We start from the raw sequence: 17,587 nt of genomic DNA, 5'->3' as shown, positions 1-17,587 counted from the left end.
TCGTCTTCGTGGAGCGTTCCAGCGCCCACCCCATCCTTGACCTGAAGGTCCTGCGCCGCCGCCCGGTGGCCCTCGCGCTCACCGCCGGGCGGCCTCGCCCAGACGGTCGCCTTCACGATGCCGGGCCTCGCCATCCTGCTCGCCCTCTACCCCGCCGTCCCGGGTGTCTCGGCCGGCCGGGGCTGGACGGCCCACCACAACGCCGTCGTCAGCGTGAGCTGGAACGTGGTGATGTTCGGCACCGGCCTGCTCGTCAGCCGGTACCTGCGCCGCTTCGACGCCCGCCGGATCTGGTGCGCCGGCCTGGCGGTGATGGCCGTCGGCTACACACTCGTCGGCTCCTACCACGGCAACGAACTCGAACTCATCCTTACCTCGTGCGTCGCCAACATCGGCGCCGGCGTCGTCGTCGCGGGAGCGCCCGCACTCGTGGTCGGCGTGGTCTCACGCGACGAGCAGGGCCTGGGCAGCGGCATGCTGAACATGCTCATCAGCCTCTTCGGCGCCATCGTCACCGCCGGCGCCTACGCCGTCCTCGCGGCGGACAGCACCGTCGTCGACGGCACCGCCTTCTACCTCGACACCGGCTACTCCTGCATCTTCTGGCTCGGCGCCCTGGTCACCCTGGTCGCCCTGCTGCTCTCCCTGTTCATCCCACCGCTGCACGACCCGGCGGAGGAGGACGCGGCAGACGGCACCCCGCTCGCCTGACCGCGCGTGCGTCGGGGCCGTTGACGGACGGCCCCGACGCACGCGGCCCCGGCTCGCTTTCCCGTTCGTCCACGCGGTGAAAAGTGCGGCGTTTCGGGCAAGCACTTCCATGAAACCCAAAGAGATGAATGACCACGCGGGGAGCGAGGGCCGAATGGACCGCAATGAGACCGAGGCACGGTTGCTGGACGGTCTGACGGTGGACGACCGGCGACCTGAGCAACCGGTACTGCTGGACGGCGCCCGAGAACCTATCACCACCTGGCGGGAGAACTATCCGTACGACAGGAAAGTGAACCGCAAGGAGTACGAGCGGACCAAGCGGGTCCTGCAGATCGAGTTGCTCAAGCTCCAGCGGTGGATCAAAGACACCGGCGGTCGCCTGGTCGTGATCTGCGAGGGCCGGGACGCCGCAGGCAAGGGCGGCACCATCCAGCGTTTCACCGAACGCCTCAATCCCCGCGGCGCCAACATCGTGGCCCTGGACAAGCCCACGGAACGGGAGAAGGGCCAGTGGTACTTCCAGCGCTACGTCAACCATCTCCCCGGGCCGGGAGAAATCGCCTTCTTCGACCGCTCCTGGTACAACCGGGCAGGAGTCGAACGGGTCATGGGCTTCTGCACGCAGCATGAATACGAACTGTTCTTCAAACAATGTCCGGTCTTCGAGCAAATGCTGGTGGAAGACGGCATCATCCTGGTGAAGTTCTGGTTCTCCGTTTCGCGTGCGGAGCAGCGGACGCGGTTCGCGATCCGCCAGGTCGACCCGGTCCGGCAGTGGAAGCTGTCTCCCACCGACGTCCAGTCCCTCGATCTCTGGGACGAATACACCACGGCCAAGGTGGAGATGTTCCGCGCCACCGACACCGAGCACGCCCCCTGGACCGTCGTCAAGAGCAACGACAAACGACGGGCCCGCCTCGAGGCCATGCGCAGCCTCCTCCACCGGGTCGACTACGCGGCCAAGGACGTGGAAGCAGTCGGCAAGCCCGACCCCCTCATCGTCGGCGCAGCGGCCACCCTCCTGGAGCCGGGTGAAGAGGACACCGCGCTTTCCCCGACCCCTCTCATCACCCAGCAGAAAGGCCCCGGGCAGCATCCCCACCCACGGACACCCACACGTCCGAGCGAGGGCTCGCCCTAGCAGGCCCTTCGCCGGGTGCGCCGTTGCTGGGGACGGAACACGCCGCGGCGGTCACCCCGCAGCGCAGCCTGCTGCCGTGTGAGGCAGCAGGTGGGCCGCACCGCGGTCCGCTCGCGTACGGACCGCGGTCCACCGCGTACGCCCGCTCCGGTCGTTCACTGCCACAGCTCGCTGCTGTCGCACACGCGCGCACCCATGTTGCGCTCCATCATCCGCAGGGCGGCGTTCGCCAGGTCGGCATGGATGCGGGCGACGGCATCACGCGGGACGGTGACGTCGAAGTGCCGGATGTGGGCGTCGAGGCAGGAGTAGAGGACGCACTGTTCCGTCACCTGGCCGCAGAGCACGAGCTCGTCGATCCCCTGTTGCTGAAGCAGGTAGGACAACGGCGTCTCGAAGAAGATCGAATGGCGGGCCTTGACGACGAAGAGCGACGAGTCGTCGGGCCGGAGCGGGTCCACGAGGTGTGCGTGCGGTCCCGACAGGGCCTTGTCGAGGAGTTCGCCGTGGTGCGAACGCCACTCGCCGAAGTTGTCGTTGACGTAGATCACGGGTACGCCCTTGTCGCGCGCCCGCTCCAGCAGGCCGGCCACGACCGGCACGACCGACTCCGCCGAGGGCAGCAGCAAGTCGGCGTCCTTGTGGTCGTAGGTGTTGATCATGTCGATGACGATCAGCGCGGTCTTGTTCATGCTGCCACGGTATGCACCGCCCGGTGCCGGTCGTAGCGGAAGTCTTTTCGGCGGGAATGCGTGTTCACAGGCCATGCGGGCATTCGGTGTCAGACCGATACAGCGAACGCGCTGTCGAGCAGTGGGGAGTTTCTGATGGTGATCGCCGGTGTCATCGCCCTGTGCGTCGTTCTCGCCGTGCTTGCCTTTCTGATGCCACGCCTGTCCCGGCACCCGCAGAACGGTGCCCATCGCGCCATGGGCCTCGGTTCGCGGACCGGCTCCAAGGCTCCCGGCCCGCTGGGGCGCCTCCTCAGCAAGCCCTTCAGTTCCGGCTCCCGCGCGCTCGGCCGCAGCGGCTCGGCCGGCCGCCGGGCACGCGGCCGACTGCCGTTCTGACGCGGAGCCCGCATCGTCAGATCATGTTCGGAGCAGCCCATGCCGTCGCACGCACCCGCCAGTCCGACGCCGAGAACGGCCCCGCCCGGGCGCCGGAGGCTGCGCGGCGTCCTGATCGTCGGACATGACGCGTTCATGGCGTCCGCTCCCGGGGAGATCCGCGTGGCTGCACCCGACAGCCGTCATGCCGCGGTCCCCGGGGCCGGACGGCCACGGTCGGGCGACAGCGGCCTTGTCCCCTCCGGCGTTCCCGCTTCCTGAGATGTCGCGGCCATGGCCCTGACCGTCGAGCATGTCGCCAAGAGCTACGGCTCCCGGCCCGTCCTGCGTGACGCGTGCCTCGAGGTCGCCCGCGGGCGGCTCGTCGGCGTGGTCGGAGAGAACGGCGCCGGCAAGACCACGCTGCTGCGCATCCTCAGCGGCGACCTGCGCGCGGACGCCGGGACCGTCCGTCTCGACGGCACGCTGGGCTACTGCCCCCAGCACCCCGTGCTCGACGAGGAGCTGACCGTACGGCAGCACCTGCGGCTCTTCCAGATCGCTCACCGACTGCCCCGTCTCGACCGGGCCGAGAGGCTGCTCTCGACGCTCGGGCTGGCCGGCTACCACCGGCAGCCGGTCAGGACGCTCAGTGGTGGCACACGGCAGAAACTCAACCTGGTCCTCGCGCTGATGCACGATCCCGAGGTGTTGTTGCTGGACGAGCCCTACCAGGGCTTCGACTGGGAGACGTACCTGCGGTTCTGGGACATCGCCCGCGACCTGAGGGCGGCGGGCCGCACCGTGGTGATCGTCTCCCATCTCGCCTACGACAGTCAGCGCCTGGACGCCCTGTACCGGCTCAGCGACGGCCGACTGCGCCCCACCCCGACCAGCGGAGCACAGGGATGACCGGGATGATCGCCTACCGGACCGCCACCGGCTACAGCCTGCTGGCCATGGCGAAGAACCGCCTCGCCCTCGTCCTGCTGGCCTTCCTGGTGCCTCTGTGGATCACCATCGCCAAGACGGTCGCCACCCCGGATCTCTTCCCGTTCCGGCTGCGCGCCACCGGGCAGGTGCTCCATGCCGGCGGCGACAAGATCACCATGGTCAGCGGATCCCTCAACGCGGTGTCCCTGCTGGTCGGTTTCTGGGTGTTCAGCGCCGCCCGCCGCACCAGTGCCTTCGATCGGCGCCTGGCCGCGGCCGGCTACTCACGCCGCGCACTGCTGGCGGCCAAACTCACCGCTCTGCTCGTCACCGCCACCCTGGTCAGCGCGTACGCGGTGGCCTGGATGCTGCTGTACTGGACACCGCGCCAGCCCGGCCTGCTCATCCTCGCCGTGCTCGCCGCGTCCCTCATCTACGGCGCCATGGGGCTGTTCCTGTCCCTGTTCCTGCCCGGCGAGGTGGAGGGCATGGTCGCCATCATCATGGCCAGCATCATCGACCTCGCCCCGCAGAACCCCGTCGCCGCGACGACCGCCGACAGGCCGCTGGTCACCTTGCTGCCCAGCTACGGATCTCTGCAGACCGCCCTCCAGGGCGGCTTCACCCATCACTTCGCCGTCGCGCCGCTGGCCAACAGCCTGGTCTGGCTCGGCGTCCTGTCCGCCATCGCTCTCGCCGCGTTCCTGCGGCGAACGCGCGTCCACAATCTCGCCCAACCAAACTGACAGGGTCTGTTCGTCGTACCGGCCGACACGGTCTGGTCGTCGTATCGGCCCGGGTGACGGTCGTCGTACCGGCCCAGGTAAAGGTCGGCTTCGGGACTGCGGGCGGCGGGCACGTCAGCCAGGACGTACGGAGGAGACCGGCGACCACCGGCACCTCGGCTCCCATGGCCTTCCAGAGCTACTGGTCTCCGCGACAGCCCATGCGACATTTCGTGCGACGGCTCCAGCACCGCCGCCCCGTCAGTCGAGCAGGACGCCGGGGTTGAGGATGCGGTGGGGGTCCAGGGCGTCCTTGGCGGCGCGCAGTGCGAGCGCGAAGGGCTCCGGGCGCTGGAGGTCGTAGCCGGGGCGGTGGTCGCGGCCGACGGCGTGGTGGTGGGTGATGGTCGCGCGGTAGCGGTGCAGGACGTCGCTCGCGGCGGCTTTGATGTCGTCCCAGACCTCGACCTCGTCGCCGGGGCGACCTGCGACGGCCACGGTGAAGTAGGGGGCGGCGCCGTCGGGGTAGACGTGGGTCAGGCGGCAGTTGACGGTGGCCGGGTGTCCGGTCGCCTTGAGGGCGGCGGCACCGACCTCGGTGCGCACGGCGTCGATCAGGGCGGGAATCTTCTCCCAGGTGGCGGCGGTCTCGAACGTCTCGACGACGGCGCCCATGCGGGCCAGGCCGTCGCGCAGGTAGGGCATGCGCAGGAACGCCGAACGCCAGGCGCTCACGGCCGCGTCCGCCGGGGCGTCGCGGTCGGCCGTCGGCGTCTCGCCCCGGCCGCCGTGGGTGCGGGCCAGGTCCAGGGCGGTCGCGAGGTGGTCGTCGACGGGGGCGGTGGCGGACTCGAAGCCCAGGACCAGGACGGCGGAGCCGTCGCGCGTGGCGCCGGACAGTGCGGCCTCGCCGGGGTCGAGCAGCCGGCAGTTGGCCGGAGCCAGGTCGGACTGGGCGATCGCGCGCACCGCGTCCAGCGCCCGGTGGAAGTCGGCGAAGGCCACGGACGCCGAGATCTTGTGCCGGGGGCGCTCCTGCAGGCGCATCCATGCCTCGGTGATGACGCCGAGCGCGCCCTCGGAGCCGAGGAACAGGCGGTCGGGTGACGGACCGGCGCCGGACGCGGGCAGCCGCCAGGACGTGCCCGCTCCGGCGGGCGTGATCACGCGCAGGGACTGCACGAAGTCGTCGATGTGGGTGCGGACGGTGGCGTAGTGGCCTCCGGCCCTGGTGGCCAGCCAGCCGCCGAGGGTGGAGAACTCGAAGCTCTGCGGGAAGTGACGCAGGGTGAGGCCGTGGGGCCGCAGTTGCTCCTCCAGTACGGGGCCGAGCGCCCCGGCCTGGATCCGGGCCGCGCGACCGGCGGTGTCGATCTCCAGGACCCGGTCCATCGAGGTCAGGTCGAGCGACAGCACGGCGCGGTGGGCGTCGCCGCGGTACTCCACGCCTCCGACCACCGAGGACCCGCCGCCGAAGGGGATGACGGCCACGCCGTGCTCGCCGGCCCAGTCCAGCAGGTCGGCCACCTCCTGGTCGCGGGCCGGGTGGGCGACCAGGTCGGGGATCCGGCCGGGCCTGCCGCGCAGGGCCCGGATGACGTCCCGGTAGGCCTTGCCCATGGCGTGGGCGGCGCGCGTGTCGGGATCGGCGGTGACCAGATGCGCGAGGGAGGACGGCGGCGTCACGCCGGGGCGGCCGATGGGCAGGTCGGCGACCCGGGGAATCGGCAGCGGTCGGGCGAGGGTGCCCGGCAGCAGGCCGCCCGTCGCGACGCATTCGGCGTCGTCCGGGTGGGCGTCGGCGTAACCCCAGCCCCACCAGGAGCGGGCGCGAGAGGTGCCGGAGTCGGTCGCGGTCTCGGGCATGAGGGCTGCTCCCGGCGTGAGTCGACGAATTAACCCATGGGTAAATTACCGTAGGGTAAGATGGGTTGCGTGACAAGGCAGCACTCCAGGGCCGGCACCAAGGGCGTGCCGAGGGCCGCTCGCGAACAGCAGGTCCTGGCCGCGGCCACCGCGGAGTTCGGCCGCCATGGGTACGAGGCCACGACCGTGGCGGACATCGCCGCTCGCGTGGGCGTCACCAAGGCACTGGTGCACCAGTACTTCGGCAGCAAGCAGGACCTCTGTCTCGCCTGCCTCGACCCGATCGGCGACCGGTTGCTGGCAGCCATCCGCGCCGCGATGGCCGAAGGGGTCACCGGTGCGCCGCCCACTCCCCTGCGTGTGCTGCACGGCCTGTTCACCGCTCTGGACGAGCAGCGCGAGGCGTGGTTCGTCCTGTACGACGCCTCGTTGCCGCCCGGCACCGACGCCGCGCGCCGGGCGGCGTACTACCGCGATGCCATCGACGACCTCGCCGCGATCGGCACCGCCGATCTCCTGCACGCGGCCGGTTCCGGCGACCCGCTCGACGCCGACGCCCTCACGCACGCCTGGCGGGGCCTCTGCACCGCCCTGGTCCGCTGGTGGATCAACCACCCTGACCAGTCACCCGAGGCCATGACCCGCCGCTGCGCGCGGCTCTTCGCCGCCGGCCGCACCATCCTCGCCGGCGGCGACACCTCATGAGTCCGAGCGGCACGGACTCGACCCCCGCAACAGCTTGTCGCAGGCCGGAAGGACGTAGAAACCGGGAGGGGAGGCCGACGGTCCAGTGACGGGTAGGACTACTCCGCCCCGTCCTCGAAGTCCTCCACGAAGTAGCTGTCGTGCCGTATGCGGAACTGCTTGAGTTCCTCGCCACCGCGCCGCGTCATCTCCGCTACCCGCTCGAAGTATTCCTCGCGTGGGGCGCCCGGGGAGAAGAGCAGGAGCATGGACATGGGCTCGTCGGCCACGTTCCTGAAGGCGTGCAGGCCGCCGACCGGTACATAGAGGAAGTCCCCCTCTCGGCCCGTGACCCACTTCTCGCCGTTGTAGAGCTCCAGTTCGCCGGAGAGGATGTAGAAGGACTCCGACATCGCCTTGTGGAAGTGGGCCTTGGGTCCAGCGGAGCGTGCGCCCAACTCGACTCTGTACAGGCCGAACTCGCCGCCGGTCGACTCGTTGGTGGCGAGGTAGTGGGTCGAGCCGCCGGGCGAGGAGATGTCCGGTGGCGTGTCGGCCGGGCGGAAGGCCGCGTTCACTTCACCTCTGTCGCCGTGGTAGCGGGGCTCCGGGTACTCGAGGTGTTCCGGGTACGACATGATGCGCTCCTCTTCGCAGGCTCCACCACCATCGTCGCTCGCGATACCGGAGGCGACATCGGCCTCGCGGCTGATCTCCGGGCGACCCGGGTCGAGGACTGAGGATCTAGTCCTGATGCGATTCGGCGGGCCGTGGGCCCGCCGGGGCACGACTCCTCCGGGGCAGACAAACTGATCGCCTACCACAGGGCCGACCGTGGTCCGGTCTGCTACGCGACCCTGCCCTACCCCGGCGGCACCGACGAACGGTCATGACCGGGCTGAGATCGTCGAGCGGACCGGCGTACCGGCGGGGTAGCTGCCCGGAGGCGCCCCCGGTGTCGAAAGCCACCAGGGGGCCGACGTGACGCACGCACCGCCGCTGGATCCGACCCGTCTGTGGGGGGAGGGCCGGGCCGTCACCTGACAACCTTGATGAGCAGCAGCGCCATATCGTCCGTCCGCGGGCCCGTCAGCTTCGCGTGGTCGATCAGATCCGTGGCGAGCCGGTCCATGGACTGGCGGTGCGGGGCGTGGGCGAGTTGGGCGGCGATGCCGGCGATGGCGTCGTCCAGGTCGACCCCGGGGGTCTCGACGAGTCCGTCGGTGTACAGCGCGAGAACGGTGCCGCTCTCCAGCGGGATCTCGGTGGAGGGATAGTCCGCGTCGGGTGCGATGCCGAGCAGCAGCCCCGGAGGCAGGTGGAGGACCTCCGTGTGTCCGTCCGGGTGGCGCAGGATCGGCGGGGGGTGGCCGGCGGTGGCCAGGACGGCCCGGCGGCGTGCGAAGTCGAGACAGGCGTACAGGCAGCTGGCGAACGGATCCAGCTCGACCAGCCGACGGTTGGCCTGCACGAGGGCCTGCACCGGAGTGGCCCCGCCGGCGACGTGGGCGCGGATGGAGTAGCGGATGGGGCTCATGAGTGCGGCGGACGTGGTGTCCCTCGACGTCGCCGATGAGCGCGGCCACGGCAGTGTCGTCCACCCGGACCAGGTCGTAGAAGTCGCCGCCGATCTCCCTGCCTCGGACGCTGGGCAGATAACGGGCGGCCACATCCAGTCCGGGAAGGTCCGGCAGCGAGTCGGGGACCATCGTCGCTTGCAGGGCTTCCGCGAGCTCCTTGCTGGTGTCGTACAGGCGTGCCCGTTCCAGCGCCTGCGCGATCAGTCCGGCGAGTGCGGCGCCCCGGAACGTCCCCATCCCGGCGGGCACTGGCTGCGAAGCCCCGCCCGGATCGGTTGGCGAGATACGGACGCTCACCCCGGACCCACCGGGATAGAGCTCGAAGACGGCCGGCCTCTCGGCCGCGGAACCGGGCAGCAGCATCGCATGAAGCCTCGACCGCGTTTCACGTTGGCCGCGACCACTCTTGACGCGCCGAACGCCCAAGAGCTTGCGCAGTTCTACCAGGGCCTGCTCGGGTGGCCGACGCGGAAGGAGGAGCCGGGCTGGGTGGAGATCGCACCGCCCGACGGTACTGCCGGGCTGTCGTTCCAGACGGAGCCGCTCTTCACGCGCCCGCGGTGGCCCACCAGCTCGTCCGAGCAGCAGATGATGACGCATCTGGACATCGAGGTGAACGATCTGTCGTCCGCCGTCGAGCATGCCCTCGCCCTGGGGGCCACCGTGGCCGGCTTCCAACCTCAGGACGATGTGCGGGTCCTCTTCGATCCGGCGGGCCACCCCTTCTGCCTCTTCGTGCGCACCGGCCCGGCGGCCCAGTGGGTGGGCGAGGGGTGAGGCTGCGGAAGACGTCCCGGCACCGGCCGCCGACCGGGGCGCCGAAAGCAGAGTGTACGTTCGTACGCTTCCGGTTATAGGCTCCCGCGCATGACTGTTGACGTATCGCTCCGGCCGACCCGGACCGAACGGCGGGCCCGTGCGGCCGTCGCCCTGCTGTTCCTCACGAACGGCGCTCTGTTCGCCAACCTTCTTCCGCGCTACCCGCAGATCAAGGCCGACCTCGGCATCGGCAACACCACCTACGGACTGGCCGTCGCGGCCTTCCCGACGGGAGCCATCGTCGCCGGCCTGGCCGCGGGAGTGCTGGTCCGGCGGTTGGGGTCGGCGCGCGTCGCGGTGGCAGGCACCCTGCTCACCGGCGCGGGAACGCTCGCCGCCGGCCTCGCGGAGTCGGTGGCCGTGTTCGCCGGAGCGCTGTTCCTGGCCGGGGCCATGGACGCCATCACCGATGTCGCCCAGAACGCGCACGGCCTGCGGGTGCAGCGCCGCTACCGGCGCTCCATCATCAACTCCTTCCACGCCATCTGGTCCGTCGGCGCCGTCGCCGGCGGCTCGATGGCCGCCGGTGCGATCGCGCTGGGCCTCCCGCGCGGGCAGCACCTGCTGATCTCGGCGGTGCTGTTCGGGATCACTGCCTGCGTGGCCCTGCGTTACTGCCTCCCCGGGCCCGACACCGAGCCCGTCGTGCGGGAGACGGACGCCGAGGACAAGGGCCCCCGACAGCTGCGGCCCGACCGGACCGGTCTGCGCACCGGATACGTACTGGCCGCGCTCGTCGTCATCGCCACGGCCGGCACCCTCGTCGAGGACGCGGGCAACTCCTGGGCCACGCTCTACCTCTCCGACTCCCTGCACGCATCGGTCACTCTGGCGGCCTGCGGATTCATCGCCCTGGTCGGAGCCCAGTTCGTCGGCCGTCTCATCGGAGACCGGCTCGTCGACCGGTTCGGCCAGCGCGCCGTGGCCCGCGCCGGCGGGCTCATCACCGCGGCCGGCATGGGCCTGGCACTGGCCGTCCCCACGGTGTCCGGCACGATCCTCGGCTTCGCCGCGGCCGGGTTCGGCGTGGCCACCCTGGTGCCTGCCGCGATGCAGGAGGCCGACGAGCTTCCCGGCCTCAAGGCGGGATCAGGGCTCACGATCGTCTCCTGGCTCATGCGCCTGGGCTTCCTGTGCTCCCCGCCCGTGGTCGGACTCGTCGCCGACGCGACCAGCCTTCGGATGGGCCTGCTGGTGGTCCCCCTCGCGGGGCTGCTCGTGATCCTGCTCGCCGGAGTACTGCACGACCGCCGCCGGTAGGCCCGTATCGACCGGGGGCCCGGGCTGCCACCACACCCGGGAAGGTACGTTCGTACACTTTGGGGGGTAGGCTCGTCCGCATGCCGATGGACTACTTCGCCGAGGACCCGCGCACCCACCTCGAGCGCATGCAGGCGGGCGACCTCTACATCGCCGACGATCCGGAGATCGCCCGCCGGCAGCAGCAGGCGGTCCGCCTGGCCGCGCGCTACCACACCGCCTACACGGAGGACGCCGGCACCGCCCGGCCGATCCTCGCCGAACTGCTCGGCGCGCTCGGAGAGGACGCACACCTGCGGCCGCCCCTCCACGTCGACTACGGCAGCAACATCACCATCGGGGCACGCACCTTCGTCAACTACAACCTCACCGCGCTGGACGTCGCGGCCATCACCATCGGTGAGGACTGCCAGATCGGTCCGAACGTCCAACTGCTGACGCCCACGCACCCACTGGAGCCGCAACCCCGCCGCGACAAGCTGGAAGCCGCCCGACCGATCACCATCGGCGACAACGTGTGGCTCGGCGGTGGCGCCATCGTCCTGCCCGGCGTCACCATCGGGGACAACTCCGTCATCGGCGCCGGTGCCGTCGTGACCAAGGACGTCCCCGCGAACGTCGTCGCGGTCGGCAACCCCGCCCGAGTGGTGCGGAGTCTGTAAGCCTGTCGCCATGGCCACCGGACACATCGACCCCCAGCGCCGCGAACGCATCATCGCCGCCACCCTCGACCTCATCGCCGAAGAGGGCATCGCACGCGTGTCCCACCGGAAGATCGCCGCCCGCGCCGGCGTCCCCCTGGGATCGATGACCTACCACTTCAGCGGCATGGACGACCTGCTGCGCGAGGCCTTCGGCCGGTTCACCGACCACATCGTCGCCGTCTTCGACGCCCATCTCGCCGCCCCGGCAAACCCCGAGCAGGCCCGGCAGGCGGTGGCCGACCTCGTCCACGTCCTGTCCGAAGGAAGCGGGCGGGACCTCGTGCTCACCCAAGAGCTGTACACCCTCGCCGCCCGCCAGCCCGCCTACCGGGAACTCACCCACGAATGGATGCGCCGCAGCCGCGTCCACCTCGAGAAGCACTTCGATCCGGACACCGCCCGCCAACTCGACGCTCTCATCGAGGGCCTGACGCTCCACCGCGCCCTGTCCCGCCAGCCCCACGACCGCGCCCTCACCCTCGAGGCGATCGCCCGCATCACCGCAACCGGCACGCGCGCGCCCTGAACGCCCGCATCACCCGCAGCCGGCGCGCGCCCCCTGATGCCCGCCCGTACGGGACCACCGCGTCGCCCAGACGGCAAACCGCCGGACGCAGGCCCGGCACACGCTGGTGGGATGGGACGGCGGCCGGCAGCGGCAGGCGCGGGTCAAAGACCCCTCCCCCGGCTCAACAGCCGCCGCGGTCGTTGTAGAGGACGTCCCAGCGGTTGCCCTCGTCGGCGTAGACGTTGCCGAAGCCGGACTTGTACTGCGGAGCGCCGTCGCCGCGCAGGGCGAAGGGCGGGCGACGGGAACCGGGAAGAGATGTGACCGGCGTGCGTTGCTCGCCGACACCGCCGCCGCCGACGACGGCCGCCCGACTCTTCCGATGACGGCGGCGAGTTCCGTGGTCGGAGGCTTTGTCAGTGCCGCCTGGCAAGATCACCGCATGGCTGAAAGCGTGGACGAACTGCTGGCGCCCGGCAACGGCTGGGCGGACCGGATCCGGGACCGGGTGACACGTCTGCCACCGGAGCTGACCACGCTGGTGCTGCACCTCGGGCGGGCCGGAACCTTCTGGGACTGGCACTACAGAACCGACGCCGGCTGGAAGCGGCAGACCAAGGCGCTGCTGAAGGCCGCCGGCGCCCGTGAACTGGTCGCGGAGGCGATACGGGCCCTGGCGGCCGGAGGGTCCCTGCACGACTGCACGGATCCTTCCGTCACCTGGCAGGAACTGTGGGCGAAATCGGACCGGACACCCACCCGTGACCTGGCCAACGGCTTCGCTCTGGCCGCCGGGCACCTGGCCCGCGGCGCCTCGGCGACCGAGCTCGAGTCGCTGGTCGACGACCTGGTGACGGTGGCACGCAAGAACGCGTTCGTCCTCGACGGCTACTACAAACGCGACGACGACCTGTCCGGCGCCGTCTTCACCGCCCTCGCCGACCTGTCCGCCATGGAAGCCCTGTGGACGCTGCACCGGGAAGTCCAGCCCGGCGCCCACTCCCACCGGCACCTGGCCAAGATGGTCAAGAAGACCGCCACCCGCCTCGGCGTCCCGCACCACCAGTTCCAGGAGCGGACCGTGCCCACCCACGGGATCGGCGAGGACGGCACCCTGCGGCTGGGATGGATCGGCCGCGGCGCGGTCTGGCTCAACGTTCCCTACGAGGCCGTCATCACCGTCGACGACACCGGCAGGGTCACCGTGGACTGGATCGACGTCGACGAAGGCGGCACCGTCACTCGTACCACCTCACCGTTCCGCTCGCCCACCGGCTTCAAGACCAAGTACCTGCCCCACAACGTCGACGTCACCAGGCGCCTGGCCCGCAAGATCGAGGAGAGCCTGGGCGCCGAACGCGGCCGCCTGCGGGCACTGCTCCAGGAAAACCGCCTGTGGCCGCACGCCGAATGGGCCCGCTACTACCGCGACCATCCCCTCACCGGCATCCTCACCCGATCGCTGATCTGGGAGTACGAGACGGACGAGGGCACCTGGACAGCAGGCCTCCCCCACCCGGCCGGCTGCCTCACGCTCGACGGCCGCACCCTCGACATCGCGGCCACCACCCGCGTACGCCTGTGGCACCCCGCACGCGCAACGCCCGCCCGGACAACCACCGTTCGCACCTTCCTCACCGAACACCACATCCACCAGCCCTACGACCAGACAGCGGAGGCCATCTGACACCCAGACACCAACCCGCCGGTCCGGAAGCAGGCCGGGACCGCACAGGTCCACGACGCCGTCTCGCCCAGCGCGCTCGTCGCTCCAGTGAGCGTGGGGGCGGTTCGCACCGCCCCCACGCCACTGTGTGTCAGTCCACCAGCACCACCTGGCGCGGGACGTCCGCCGGACGGGCGAGCGCGGCGCCGAAGTTGTCCTCGACCTCGGCCCTCTCGGCCGCGTCGGGGTACGGGTTCTTGCACGCGACGCCGGCGCTGGATCCCGACATCAGGCTGGTGCAAGGGCCCGGCTTGCGGTCGGGAAGGCCCAGGATGTGGCCGAGTTCGTGCGCCGAGATGCGGACCGTGTCGTAGCCCTGGGTGACGGCCTGACGGCCGATGTACACGGTTCCGTTGCCGAGCGAGGTGGTCAGGGCCCGGGGCCATCCGTTGTCGGCCAGGATCCGGATGTTGGCGCGCTGTCCGGCGGCGGCCGGGCGCAGTTCGACGCTGTCCACGCTCTCGTTCCACACAGCCGCGCCCCGGTCGACGGCGGCCCTGAACTCCGCCGACGCACTGGCGTCGTACGTGACGACGCGAGCCGCGAGGGCCTGTGCATCGGCGTCCGTCGGGGCGGCGTTGGCCTGGCCACTCGCCGCGACCAGGCTCGCCGCGAAAGCGGCGGCGAGGGTAGGGATGAACGTGCGTGCGTGCAAGGTCGACCTCCTGTGGGGGAAGGTGGGCGTGCTCATGCCACGTTCTGGGCTCCCTGCCCGTGCTCGGCGGATGTGAATCCCTCAATCGACACGGCGGCAGGCTCCCGCCGTGCCGCGCTCCGCATGGACACCGGCCTCACATCGAGCCCGGGAAGCCGGCGAGGCTGGGGCAGGCCGTCCTGGGCCGCGGTCAGCGTGACCGGCGCGCGGCGGCGGCGTGACGGCGGGGCAGGAGGGGGTACGCGGCTTCTGCCCTGCAGTTCGGGTGGCAGGGACACAGGTGGGCGATCACGCATGGAAGGGAGCCGGCGCCATGCGGTACGACGAAATGATCCGGAAGGTGCAGATCCTCGCTCACCTCCCGGACCGTGAATCCGCGCAGAGCGCGATCCGGTCGGTGCTGCAGACACTGGCGGAGAGGCTGCCGGCCGGGCTGGCTGATCACCTGGCCGCGCAGCTCCCGCACGACGCGGCGGCGCACATCCGCGCAACGACCGAGTCGGTCACCTCGGAAGGACGACCCAGAGAGGTGGGTGAGCCGTTCGACCTGACGGCCTTCGCCGGACGGGTCGCGGTTCGTGCCGAAACGACGGAGGACACGGCGCTCGAATACTGCGCTGTGGTCCTGGAGGTGCTCGACGCCGCTGTCTCGCCCGAGGAGATGCGGAAGCTGACCGACGCCCTTCCGGCGGACATCCGCGAACTGTCACCCGCAGGGCGCGCCACCGAGCCCCCCTCCTGAGGGCGGAACGCGCCTGGGGACTGGTCGCGGTCTGCGGCACCCGCTGAGTCCGCTACCGGCGGACATCGTGGCGCCTCCGCGGCCGACCCGGGCACACATACGCGTCACGTCCCCTCCGGCGCCGACAGGACGCGGAACCCGCCCCGGCCGTCGAACCGCACGGCCAGGACGCGGTCGAAGCCGTCCGCCCGCGAGGGTCGGCACAGCCGGCGCGCGGTGGCGTGGACACCGATGTCGAGGACGCGGTCACGTCCCTGCCGTGCGGCGTTGCGCCGCAGGGAACCCTCCAGATCCGGCGGGAACCAGTAAGCGGTGACCTGCGCCCCGTGGGCGTGCCCGGCAGCGACGAGCGGCGTCCACTCCTCCGGGGAGGGATTGGTGTTGTCGATCGCCACGGACCTCCCCGCCGCCAGCGCCGCCTCGACCAGACGCATCTGCCGGTCCTGCTTGCGGCGGGCACCCCGCGGGAACAGACCCTTGCTCACCAGTGCGTGGCTCGCGCTCAGACACTGCGCGTAGAAAGTCGACTTGCCGGACGCCTGCAGCCCCACGAGCACGGCCACATCCTGCGTCGTCCCGATCGGCATCGGCCCTCCCACGTTCGGCGGCCACGAACTCCGTCGCGACTGCGGGCGAGACCGGGTCCGGCAGCGTCCAGGTCGCGGACCGGCTCCGCGTACCCGTATCGAGCTCCCGGCACACGAACACCCACCGCATCGCGACACGCCCTGCCCCGCGCACAGGCGGACGACATGCGTGCCGCCGGCGGCGTCGACCCGCGGTCGACCCGCGAGGTGCTCGGTCTCCCGGCCGCCCAGTGCGATCTCATCGCCCCGGCGGACTGATGCCAAAGCTCCGCGCCGTCCGTGCGTGGCGTCTTTCGCCGCGTGCTCCGCTGGGCCATCATGATCCGCCGTCAGCCTTTTGCTGATCGGAAGAGGTGAGGCACATGGCCAGGCTCCGAATGGGTGAGGGGATTCTCCGCCGCAAACCCATCGAGCACATCGAGGAGACGGAACTCGTCGAGGGCACACGGCTGGAACGGTCGCTCGGGCTGTGGCAGCTCACCGCGATCGGCGTCGGCGGCATCATCGGCGCGGGCATCTTCACCCTCGCGGGCACGGTGGCGAACGGAACCGCGGGACCGGCCGTGCTCGTCTCCTTCCTCATCGCCGGTGTCGCCAGCGCCGCAGCCGCGCTGTCCTACGCCGAGTTCGCGGGGCTCATCCCGAAGGCGGGTTCGGCGTACACGTACGGCTACGCGGTGCTCGGCGAGCTCGCGGGCTGGTTCATCGGCTGGGACCTGCTGCTGGAGTACACGGCCATCGTGGCGGTGGTGGCGATCGGCATCTCGGGCTACTTCAGCTTCCTCGTCGGCGAGATGGGCGCCGACCTGCCCAGCTGGATGCTGGGCGCGCCCGGCACCGGCGACGGGCACCGCATCGACCTGTTCGCCGCGCTGCTGTGCCTGCTCATCGCGTACCTGCTCAACCTCGGCATCAAGAACGCGGCCCGCTTCGAGACCGTGGTGGTCATCCTCAAGGTGCTGGTCGTCCTGCTGGTCATCGCGGTCGGCCTCTTCCACATCAACACCGACAACTACACCCCGTTCTTCCCGTACGGCATCGGGGGCGCGTTCACCGGTGCGGCGACCGTGTTCTTCGCAGTGTTCGGCTACGACGCCATGTCGACGGCGGCCGAGGAGTCGAAGGACGCGCAACGGCACATGCCGAAGGCGATCCTCTACTCGCTGGCGATCTCGATGGTGCTGTACGTGGCCGCCTGCCTGGTCCTCACGGGTATGCAGAACTACACGGACATCGACCCGGAGAGCGGGTTCTCCACGGCGTTCAAGTCGGTGGGGCTGACCGGACTCGCGGACGTGATCGCGGTGGGTGCCATCATCGGCATCCTGACGGTCATGTTCACCTTCATGCTCGGCGTGACCCGGGTGTGGTTCGCGATGTCCCGCGACGGGCTGCTGCCCGAGTGGTTCGCCAAGACGCACCCGACGCGGCACGTCCCGACCCGCGTCACCTGGATCGTCGGGTTCGCCTCGGCCGCCATCGCCGGCTTCCTGCCGATCGGCGAGGCAGCCGAGCTGACCAACATCGGCATCCTGCTGGCGTTCGCGGTGGTGTGCACGGCGGTGATCGTGCTGCGGTACCGGCAGCCGGACCTGCCGCGGGCGTTCCGGACGCCGTGGATGCCGTTCGTACCGGCGGTGGGTGTCGTCTTCTCCATTTGGCTGATCACGTTCCTGCAGTGGCAGACCTGGCTTCGTTTCGCCATGTGGTTCGCGCTCGGGCTCGTGATCTATTTCGGGTACTCGTACCGGCGATCGGAGATGGCCCGGCGTTAGCGGGCGCGGAGGAACCGCCGTTAGCGGGCGCGGAGGAAAGGCGAGCAGGGTCCGACCGGCCCTGTATTCCGCCATCCGACCGGCCCGGCTCTCCGCTGTCACCGGGCCGCCCGCCCCCG

The 17,587-nt window shown here is 70.6% G+C and carries 20 protein-coding genes; 13 read left to right on the top strand and 7 right to left on the bottom strand.

The window, feature by feature from the left end:
* The first annotated feature begins 117 nt into the window (after positions 1-117).
* Positions 118-711 carry an MFS transporter gene (locus tag ACIHAR_RS01465; protein ID WP_400015815.1) on the top strand — a complete coding sequence of 198 codons (594 nt, stop codon included), beginning with the start codon at positions 118-120 and terminating at the stop codon, positions 709-711.
* Between the two features lie 154 nt (positions 712-865).
* A complete protein-coding gene (gene ppk2, locus ACIHAR_RS01460; RefSeq protein WP_400015814.1) occupies positions 866-1,855 on the top strand; it encodes a polyphosphate kinase 2 in 990 nt (329 codons plus the stop codon).
* A 155-nt stretch (positions 1,856-2,010) separates the two neighbouring features.
* Here ppk2 and ACIHAR_RS01455 read toward each other — a convergent pair whose 3' ends face one another.
* A complete protein-coding gene (locus ACIHAR_RS01455; RefSeq protein ID WP_365469132.1) occupies positions 2,011-2,547 on the bottom strand; it encodes an isochorismatase family cysteine hydrolase in 537 nt (178 codons plus the stop codon).
* A gap of 135 nt (positions 2,548-2,682) precedes the next feature.
* On the opposite strand from ACIHAR_RS01455, the gene ACIHAR_RS01450 reads away from it, so the two are divergent.
* The 3 genes from ACIHAR_RS01450 to ACIHAR_RS01440 all read left to right on the top strand — a co-directional run bounded on the left by ACIHAR_RS01450 (position 2,683) and on the right by ACIHAR_RS01440 (position 4,583).
* On the top strand, positions 2,683-2,925 hold the full coding sequence (locus tag ACIHAR_RS01450; RefSeq protein WP_365469129.1) for a DUF6411 family protein: 243 nt from the start codon (positions 2,683-2,685) through the stop codon (positions 2,923-2,925).
* Between the two features lie 273 nt (positions 2,926-3,198).
* Positions 3,199-3,816 (top strand): ABC transporter ATP-binding protein, encoded by a 618-nt coding sequence (locus tag ACIHAR_RS01445; RefSeq protein ID WP_365469126.1) that lies wholly within the window; start codon positions 3,199-3,201, stop codon positions 3,814-3,816.
* Positions 3,813-4,583: a hypothetical protein gene (locus ACIHAR_RS01440; RefSeq protein WP_365469123.1), complete on the top strand. Its 771-nt coding sequence runs from the start codon at positions 3,813-3,815 to the stop codon at positions 4,581-4,583. Before ACIHAR_RS01445 ends, ACIHAR_RS01440 begins: the two co-directional genes overlap by 4 nt.
* A 240-nt stretch (positions 4,584-4,823) precedes the next feature.
* Here the strand turns inward: ACIHAR_RS01440 and ACIHAR_RS01435 are convergent, their stop codons facing one another.
* Positions 4,824-6,428, bottom strand: coding sequence for an FAD-binding oxidoreductase (locus ACIHAR_RS01435; protein WP_400015810.1), 1,605 nt, complete (start codon positions 6,426-6,428; stop codon positions 4,824-4,826).
* A gap of 69 nt (positions 6,429-6,497) precedes the next feature.
* Between ACIHAR_RS01435 and ACIHAR_RS01430 the strand changes: the two genes are divergently transcribed.
* The gene (locus tag ACIHAR_RS01430; protein ID WP_400015808.1) at positions 6,498-7,133 is read left to right on the top strand and encodes a TetR/AcrR family transcriptional regulator; all 636 of its coding nucleotides are present in this window, start codon (positions 6,498-6,500) and stop codon (positions 7,131-7,133) included.
* A gap of 98 nt (positions 7,134-7,231) precedes the next feature.
* On the opposite strand, the gene ACIHAR_RS01425 is transcribed toward ACIHAR_RS01430, so the two are convergent.
* Positions 7,232-7,750: a cupin domain-containing protein gene (locus ACIHAR_RS01425; protein WP_400015806.1), complete on the bottom strand. Its 519-nt coding sequence runs from the start codon at positions 7,748-7,750 to the stop codon at positions 7,232-7,234.
* 398 nt (positions 7,751-8,148) lie between these two features.
* Positions 8,149-8,649: a PP2C family protein-serine/threonine phosphatase gene (locus ACIHAR_RS01420; protein WP_400015804.1), complete on the bottom strand. Its 501-nt coding sequence runs from the start codon at positions 8,647-8,649 to the stop codon at positions 8,149-8,151.
* Between ACIHAR_RS01420 and ACIHAR_RS01415 the strand changes: the two genes are divergently transcribed.
* The 4 genes from ACIHAR_RS01415 to ACIHAR_RS01400 all read left to right on the top strand — a co-directional run bounded on the left by ACIHAR_RS01415 (position 8,648) and on the right by ACIHAR_RS01400 (position 12,001).
* Complete coding sequence (locus ACIHAR_RS01415) at positions 8,648-9,469, top strand: VOC family protein (protein ID WP_400015802.1); 822 nt, start codon at positions 8,648-8,650, stop codon at positions 9,467-9,469. The two genes, ACIHAR_RS01420 and ACIHAR_RS01415, sit on opposite strands and share 2 nt — an antisense overlap.
* A gap of 90 nt (positions 9,470-9,559) precedes the next feature.
* Positions 9,560-10,771: an MFS transporter gene (locus tag ACIHAR_RS01410; protein WP_400015801.1), complete on the top strand. Its 1,212-nt coding sequence runs from the start codon at positions 9,560-9,562 to the stop codon at positions 10,769-10,771.
* Between the two features lie 80 nt (positions 10,772-10,851).
* Positions 10,852-11,433 carry a sugar O-acetyltransferase gene (locus ACIHAR_RS01405; protein ID WP_400015799.1) on the top strand — a complete coding sequence of 194 codons (582 nt, stop codon included), beginning with the start codon at positions 10,852-10,854 and terminating at the stop codon, positions 11,431-11,433.
* 10 nt (positions 11,434-11,443) lie between these two features.
* Positions 11,444-12,001 (top strand): TetR/AcrR family transcriptional regulator, encoded by a 558-nt coding sequence (locus tag ACIHAR_RS01400; RefSeq protein WP_400015797.1) that lies wholly within the window; start codon positions 11,444-11,446, stop codon positions 11,999-12,001.
* Between the two features lie 163 nt (positions 12,002-12,164).
* Here ACIHAR_RS01400 and ACIHAR_RS01395 read toward each other — a convergent pair whose 3' ends face one another.
* Complete coding sequence (locus ACIHAR_RS01395; RefSeq protein ID WP_400016361.1) at positions 12,165-12,416, bottom strand: hypothetical protein; 252 nt, start codon at positions 12,414-12,416, stop codon at positions 12,165-12,167.
* 9 nt (positions 12,417-12,425) lie between these two features.
* Between ACIHAR_RS01395 and ACIHAR_RS01390 the strand changes: the two genes are divergently transcribed.
* Positions 12,426-13,670: a DUF4132 domain-containing protein gene (locus ACIHAR_RS01390; RefSeq protein WP_400015795.1), complete on the top strand. Its 1,245-nt coding sequence runs from the start codon at positions 12,426-12,428 to the stop codon at positions 13,668-13,670.
* Positions 13,671-13,800: 130 nt separating this feature from the next.
* On the opposite strand, the gene ACIHAR_RS01385 is transcribed toward ACIHAR_RS01390, so the two are convergent.
* Entirely contained in the window at positions 13,801-14,364 is a 564-nt protein-coding gene (locus tag ACIHAR_RS01385; RefSeq protein ID WP_400015793.1) for a snapalysin family zinc-dependent metalloprotease, read from the bottom strand.
* A gap of 313 nt (positions 14,365-14,677) precedes the next feature.
* Here ACIHAR_RS01385 and ACIHAR_RS01380 point away from each other — a divergent pair, with 313 nt between their 5' ends.
* Positions 14,678-15,106 carry a DUF2267 domain-containing protein gene (locus ACIHAR_RS01380; RefSeq protein ID WP_400015792.1) on the top strand — a complete coding sequence of 143 codons (429 nt, stop codon included), beginning with the start codon at positions 14,678-14,680 and terminating at the stop codon, positions 15,104-15,106.
* A 104-nt stretch (positions 15,107-15,210) separates the two neighbouring features.
* On the opposite strand, the gene ACIHAR_RS01375 is transcribed toward ACIHAR_RS01380, so the two are convergent.
* Positions 15,211-15,693: an AAA family ATPase gene (locus ACIHAR_RS01375; RefSeq protein ID WP_400015790.1), complete on the bottom strand. Its 483-nt coding sequence runs from the start codon at positions 15,691-15,693 to the stop codon at positions 15,211-15,213.
* A 362-nt stretch (positions 15,694-16,055) separates the two neighbouring features.
* Between ACIHAR_RS01375 and ACIHAR_RS01370 the strand changes: the two genes are divergently transcribed.
* Positions 16,056-17,468, top strand: a complete 1,413-nt coding sequence (locus ACIHAR_RS01370) for an amino acid permease (RefSeq protein WP_365469093.1) — start codon at positions 16,056-16,058, stop codon at positions 17,466-17,468.
* Positions 17,469-17,587 lie beyond the last annotated feature (119 nt).

Source organism: Streptomyces sp. NPDC052016 (genome assembly GCF_044548445.1).
Classification (GTDB): Bacteria; Actinomycetota; Actinomycetes; order Streptomycetales; family Streptomycetaceae; genus Streptomyces.
This window is presented reverse-complemented; position numbering and strand designations above follow the sequence as displayed.

Bases quoted from the DNA above. Each gene is read 5' to 3' on its own strand.
- ACIHAR_RS01400 (WP_400015797.1), top strand. From the start codon at position 11,444: ATGGCCACCGGACACATCGACCCCCAGCGCCGCGAACGCATCATCGCC.
- ACIHAR_RS01415 (WP_400015802.1), top strand. From the start codon at position 8,648: ATGAGTGCGGCGGACGTGGTGTCCCTCGACGTCGCCGATGAGCGCGGC.
- ACIHAR_RS01445 (WP_365469126.1), top strand. From the start codon at position 3,199: ATGGCCCTGACCGTCGAGCATGTCGCCAAGAGCTACGGCTCCCGGCCC.
- ACIHAR_RS01425 (WP_400015806.1), bottom strand. From the start codon at position 7,750: ATGTCGTACCCGGAACACCTCGAGTACCCGGAGCCCCGCTACCACGGC.
- ACIHAR_RS01450 (WP_365469129.1), top strand. From the start codon at position 2,683: ATGGTGATCGCCGGTGTCATCGCCCTGTGCGTCGTTCTCGCCGTGCTT.
- ACIHAR_RS01435 (WP_400015810.1), bottom strand. From the start codon at position 6,428: ATGCCCGAGACCGCGACCGACTCCGGCACCTCTCGCGCCCGCTCCTGG.
- ACIHAR_RS01465 (WP_400015815.1), top strand. From the start codon at position 118: ATGCCGGGCCTCGCCATCCTGCTCGCCCTCTACCCCGCCGTCCCGGGT.
- ACIHAR_RS01405 (WP_400015799.1), top strand. From the start codon at position 10,852: ATGCCGATGGACTACTTCGCCGAGGACCCGCGCACCCACCTCGAGCGC.
- ACIHAR_RS01370 (WP_365469093.1), top strand. From the start codon at position 16,056: ATGGCCAGGCTCCGAATGGGTGAGGGGATTCTCCGCCGCAAACCCATC.
- ACIHAR_RS01440 (WP_365469123.1), top strand. From the start codon at position 3,813: ATGACCGGGATGATCGCCTACCGGACCGCCACCGGCTACAGCCTGCTG.
- ACIHAR_RS01455 (WP_365469132.1), bottom strand. From the start codon at position 2,547: ATGAACAAGACCGCGCTGATCGTCATCGACATGATCAACACCTACGAC.
- ACIHAR_RS01420 (WP_400015804.1), bottom strand. From the start codon at position 8,649: ATGAGCCCCATCCGCTACTCCATCCGCGCCCACGTCGCCGGCGGGGCC.
- ACIHAR_RS01375 (WP_400015790.1), bottom strand. From the start codon at position 15,693: ATGCCGATCGGGACGACGCAGGATGTGGCCGTGCTCGTGGGGCTGCAG.
- ACIHAR_RS01390 (WP_400015795.1), top strand. From the start codon at position 12,426: ATGGCTGAAAGCGTGGACGAACTGCTGGCGCCCGGCAACGGCTGGGCG.
- ppk2 (WP_400015814.1), top strand. From the start codon at position 866: ATGGACCGCAATGAGACCGAGGCACGGTTGCTGGACGGTCTGACGGTG.
- ACIHAR_RS01410 (WP_400015801.1), top strand. From the start codon at position 9,560: ATGACTGTTGACGTATCGCTCCGGCCGACCCGGACCGAACGGCGGGCC.
- ACIHAR_RS01380 (WP_400015792.1), top strand. From the start codon at position 14,678: ATGCGGTACGACGAAATGATCCGGAAGGTGCAGATCCTCGCTCACCTC.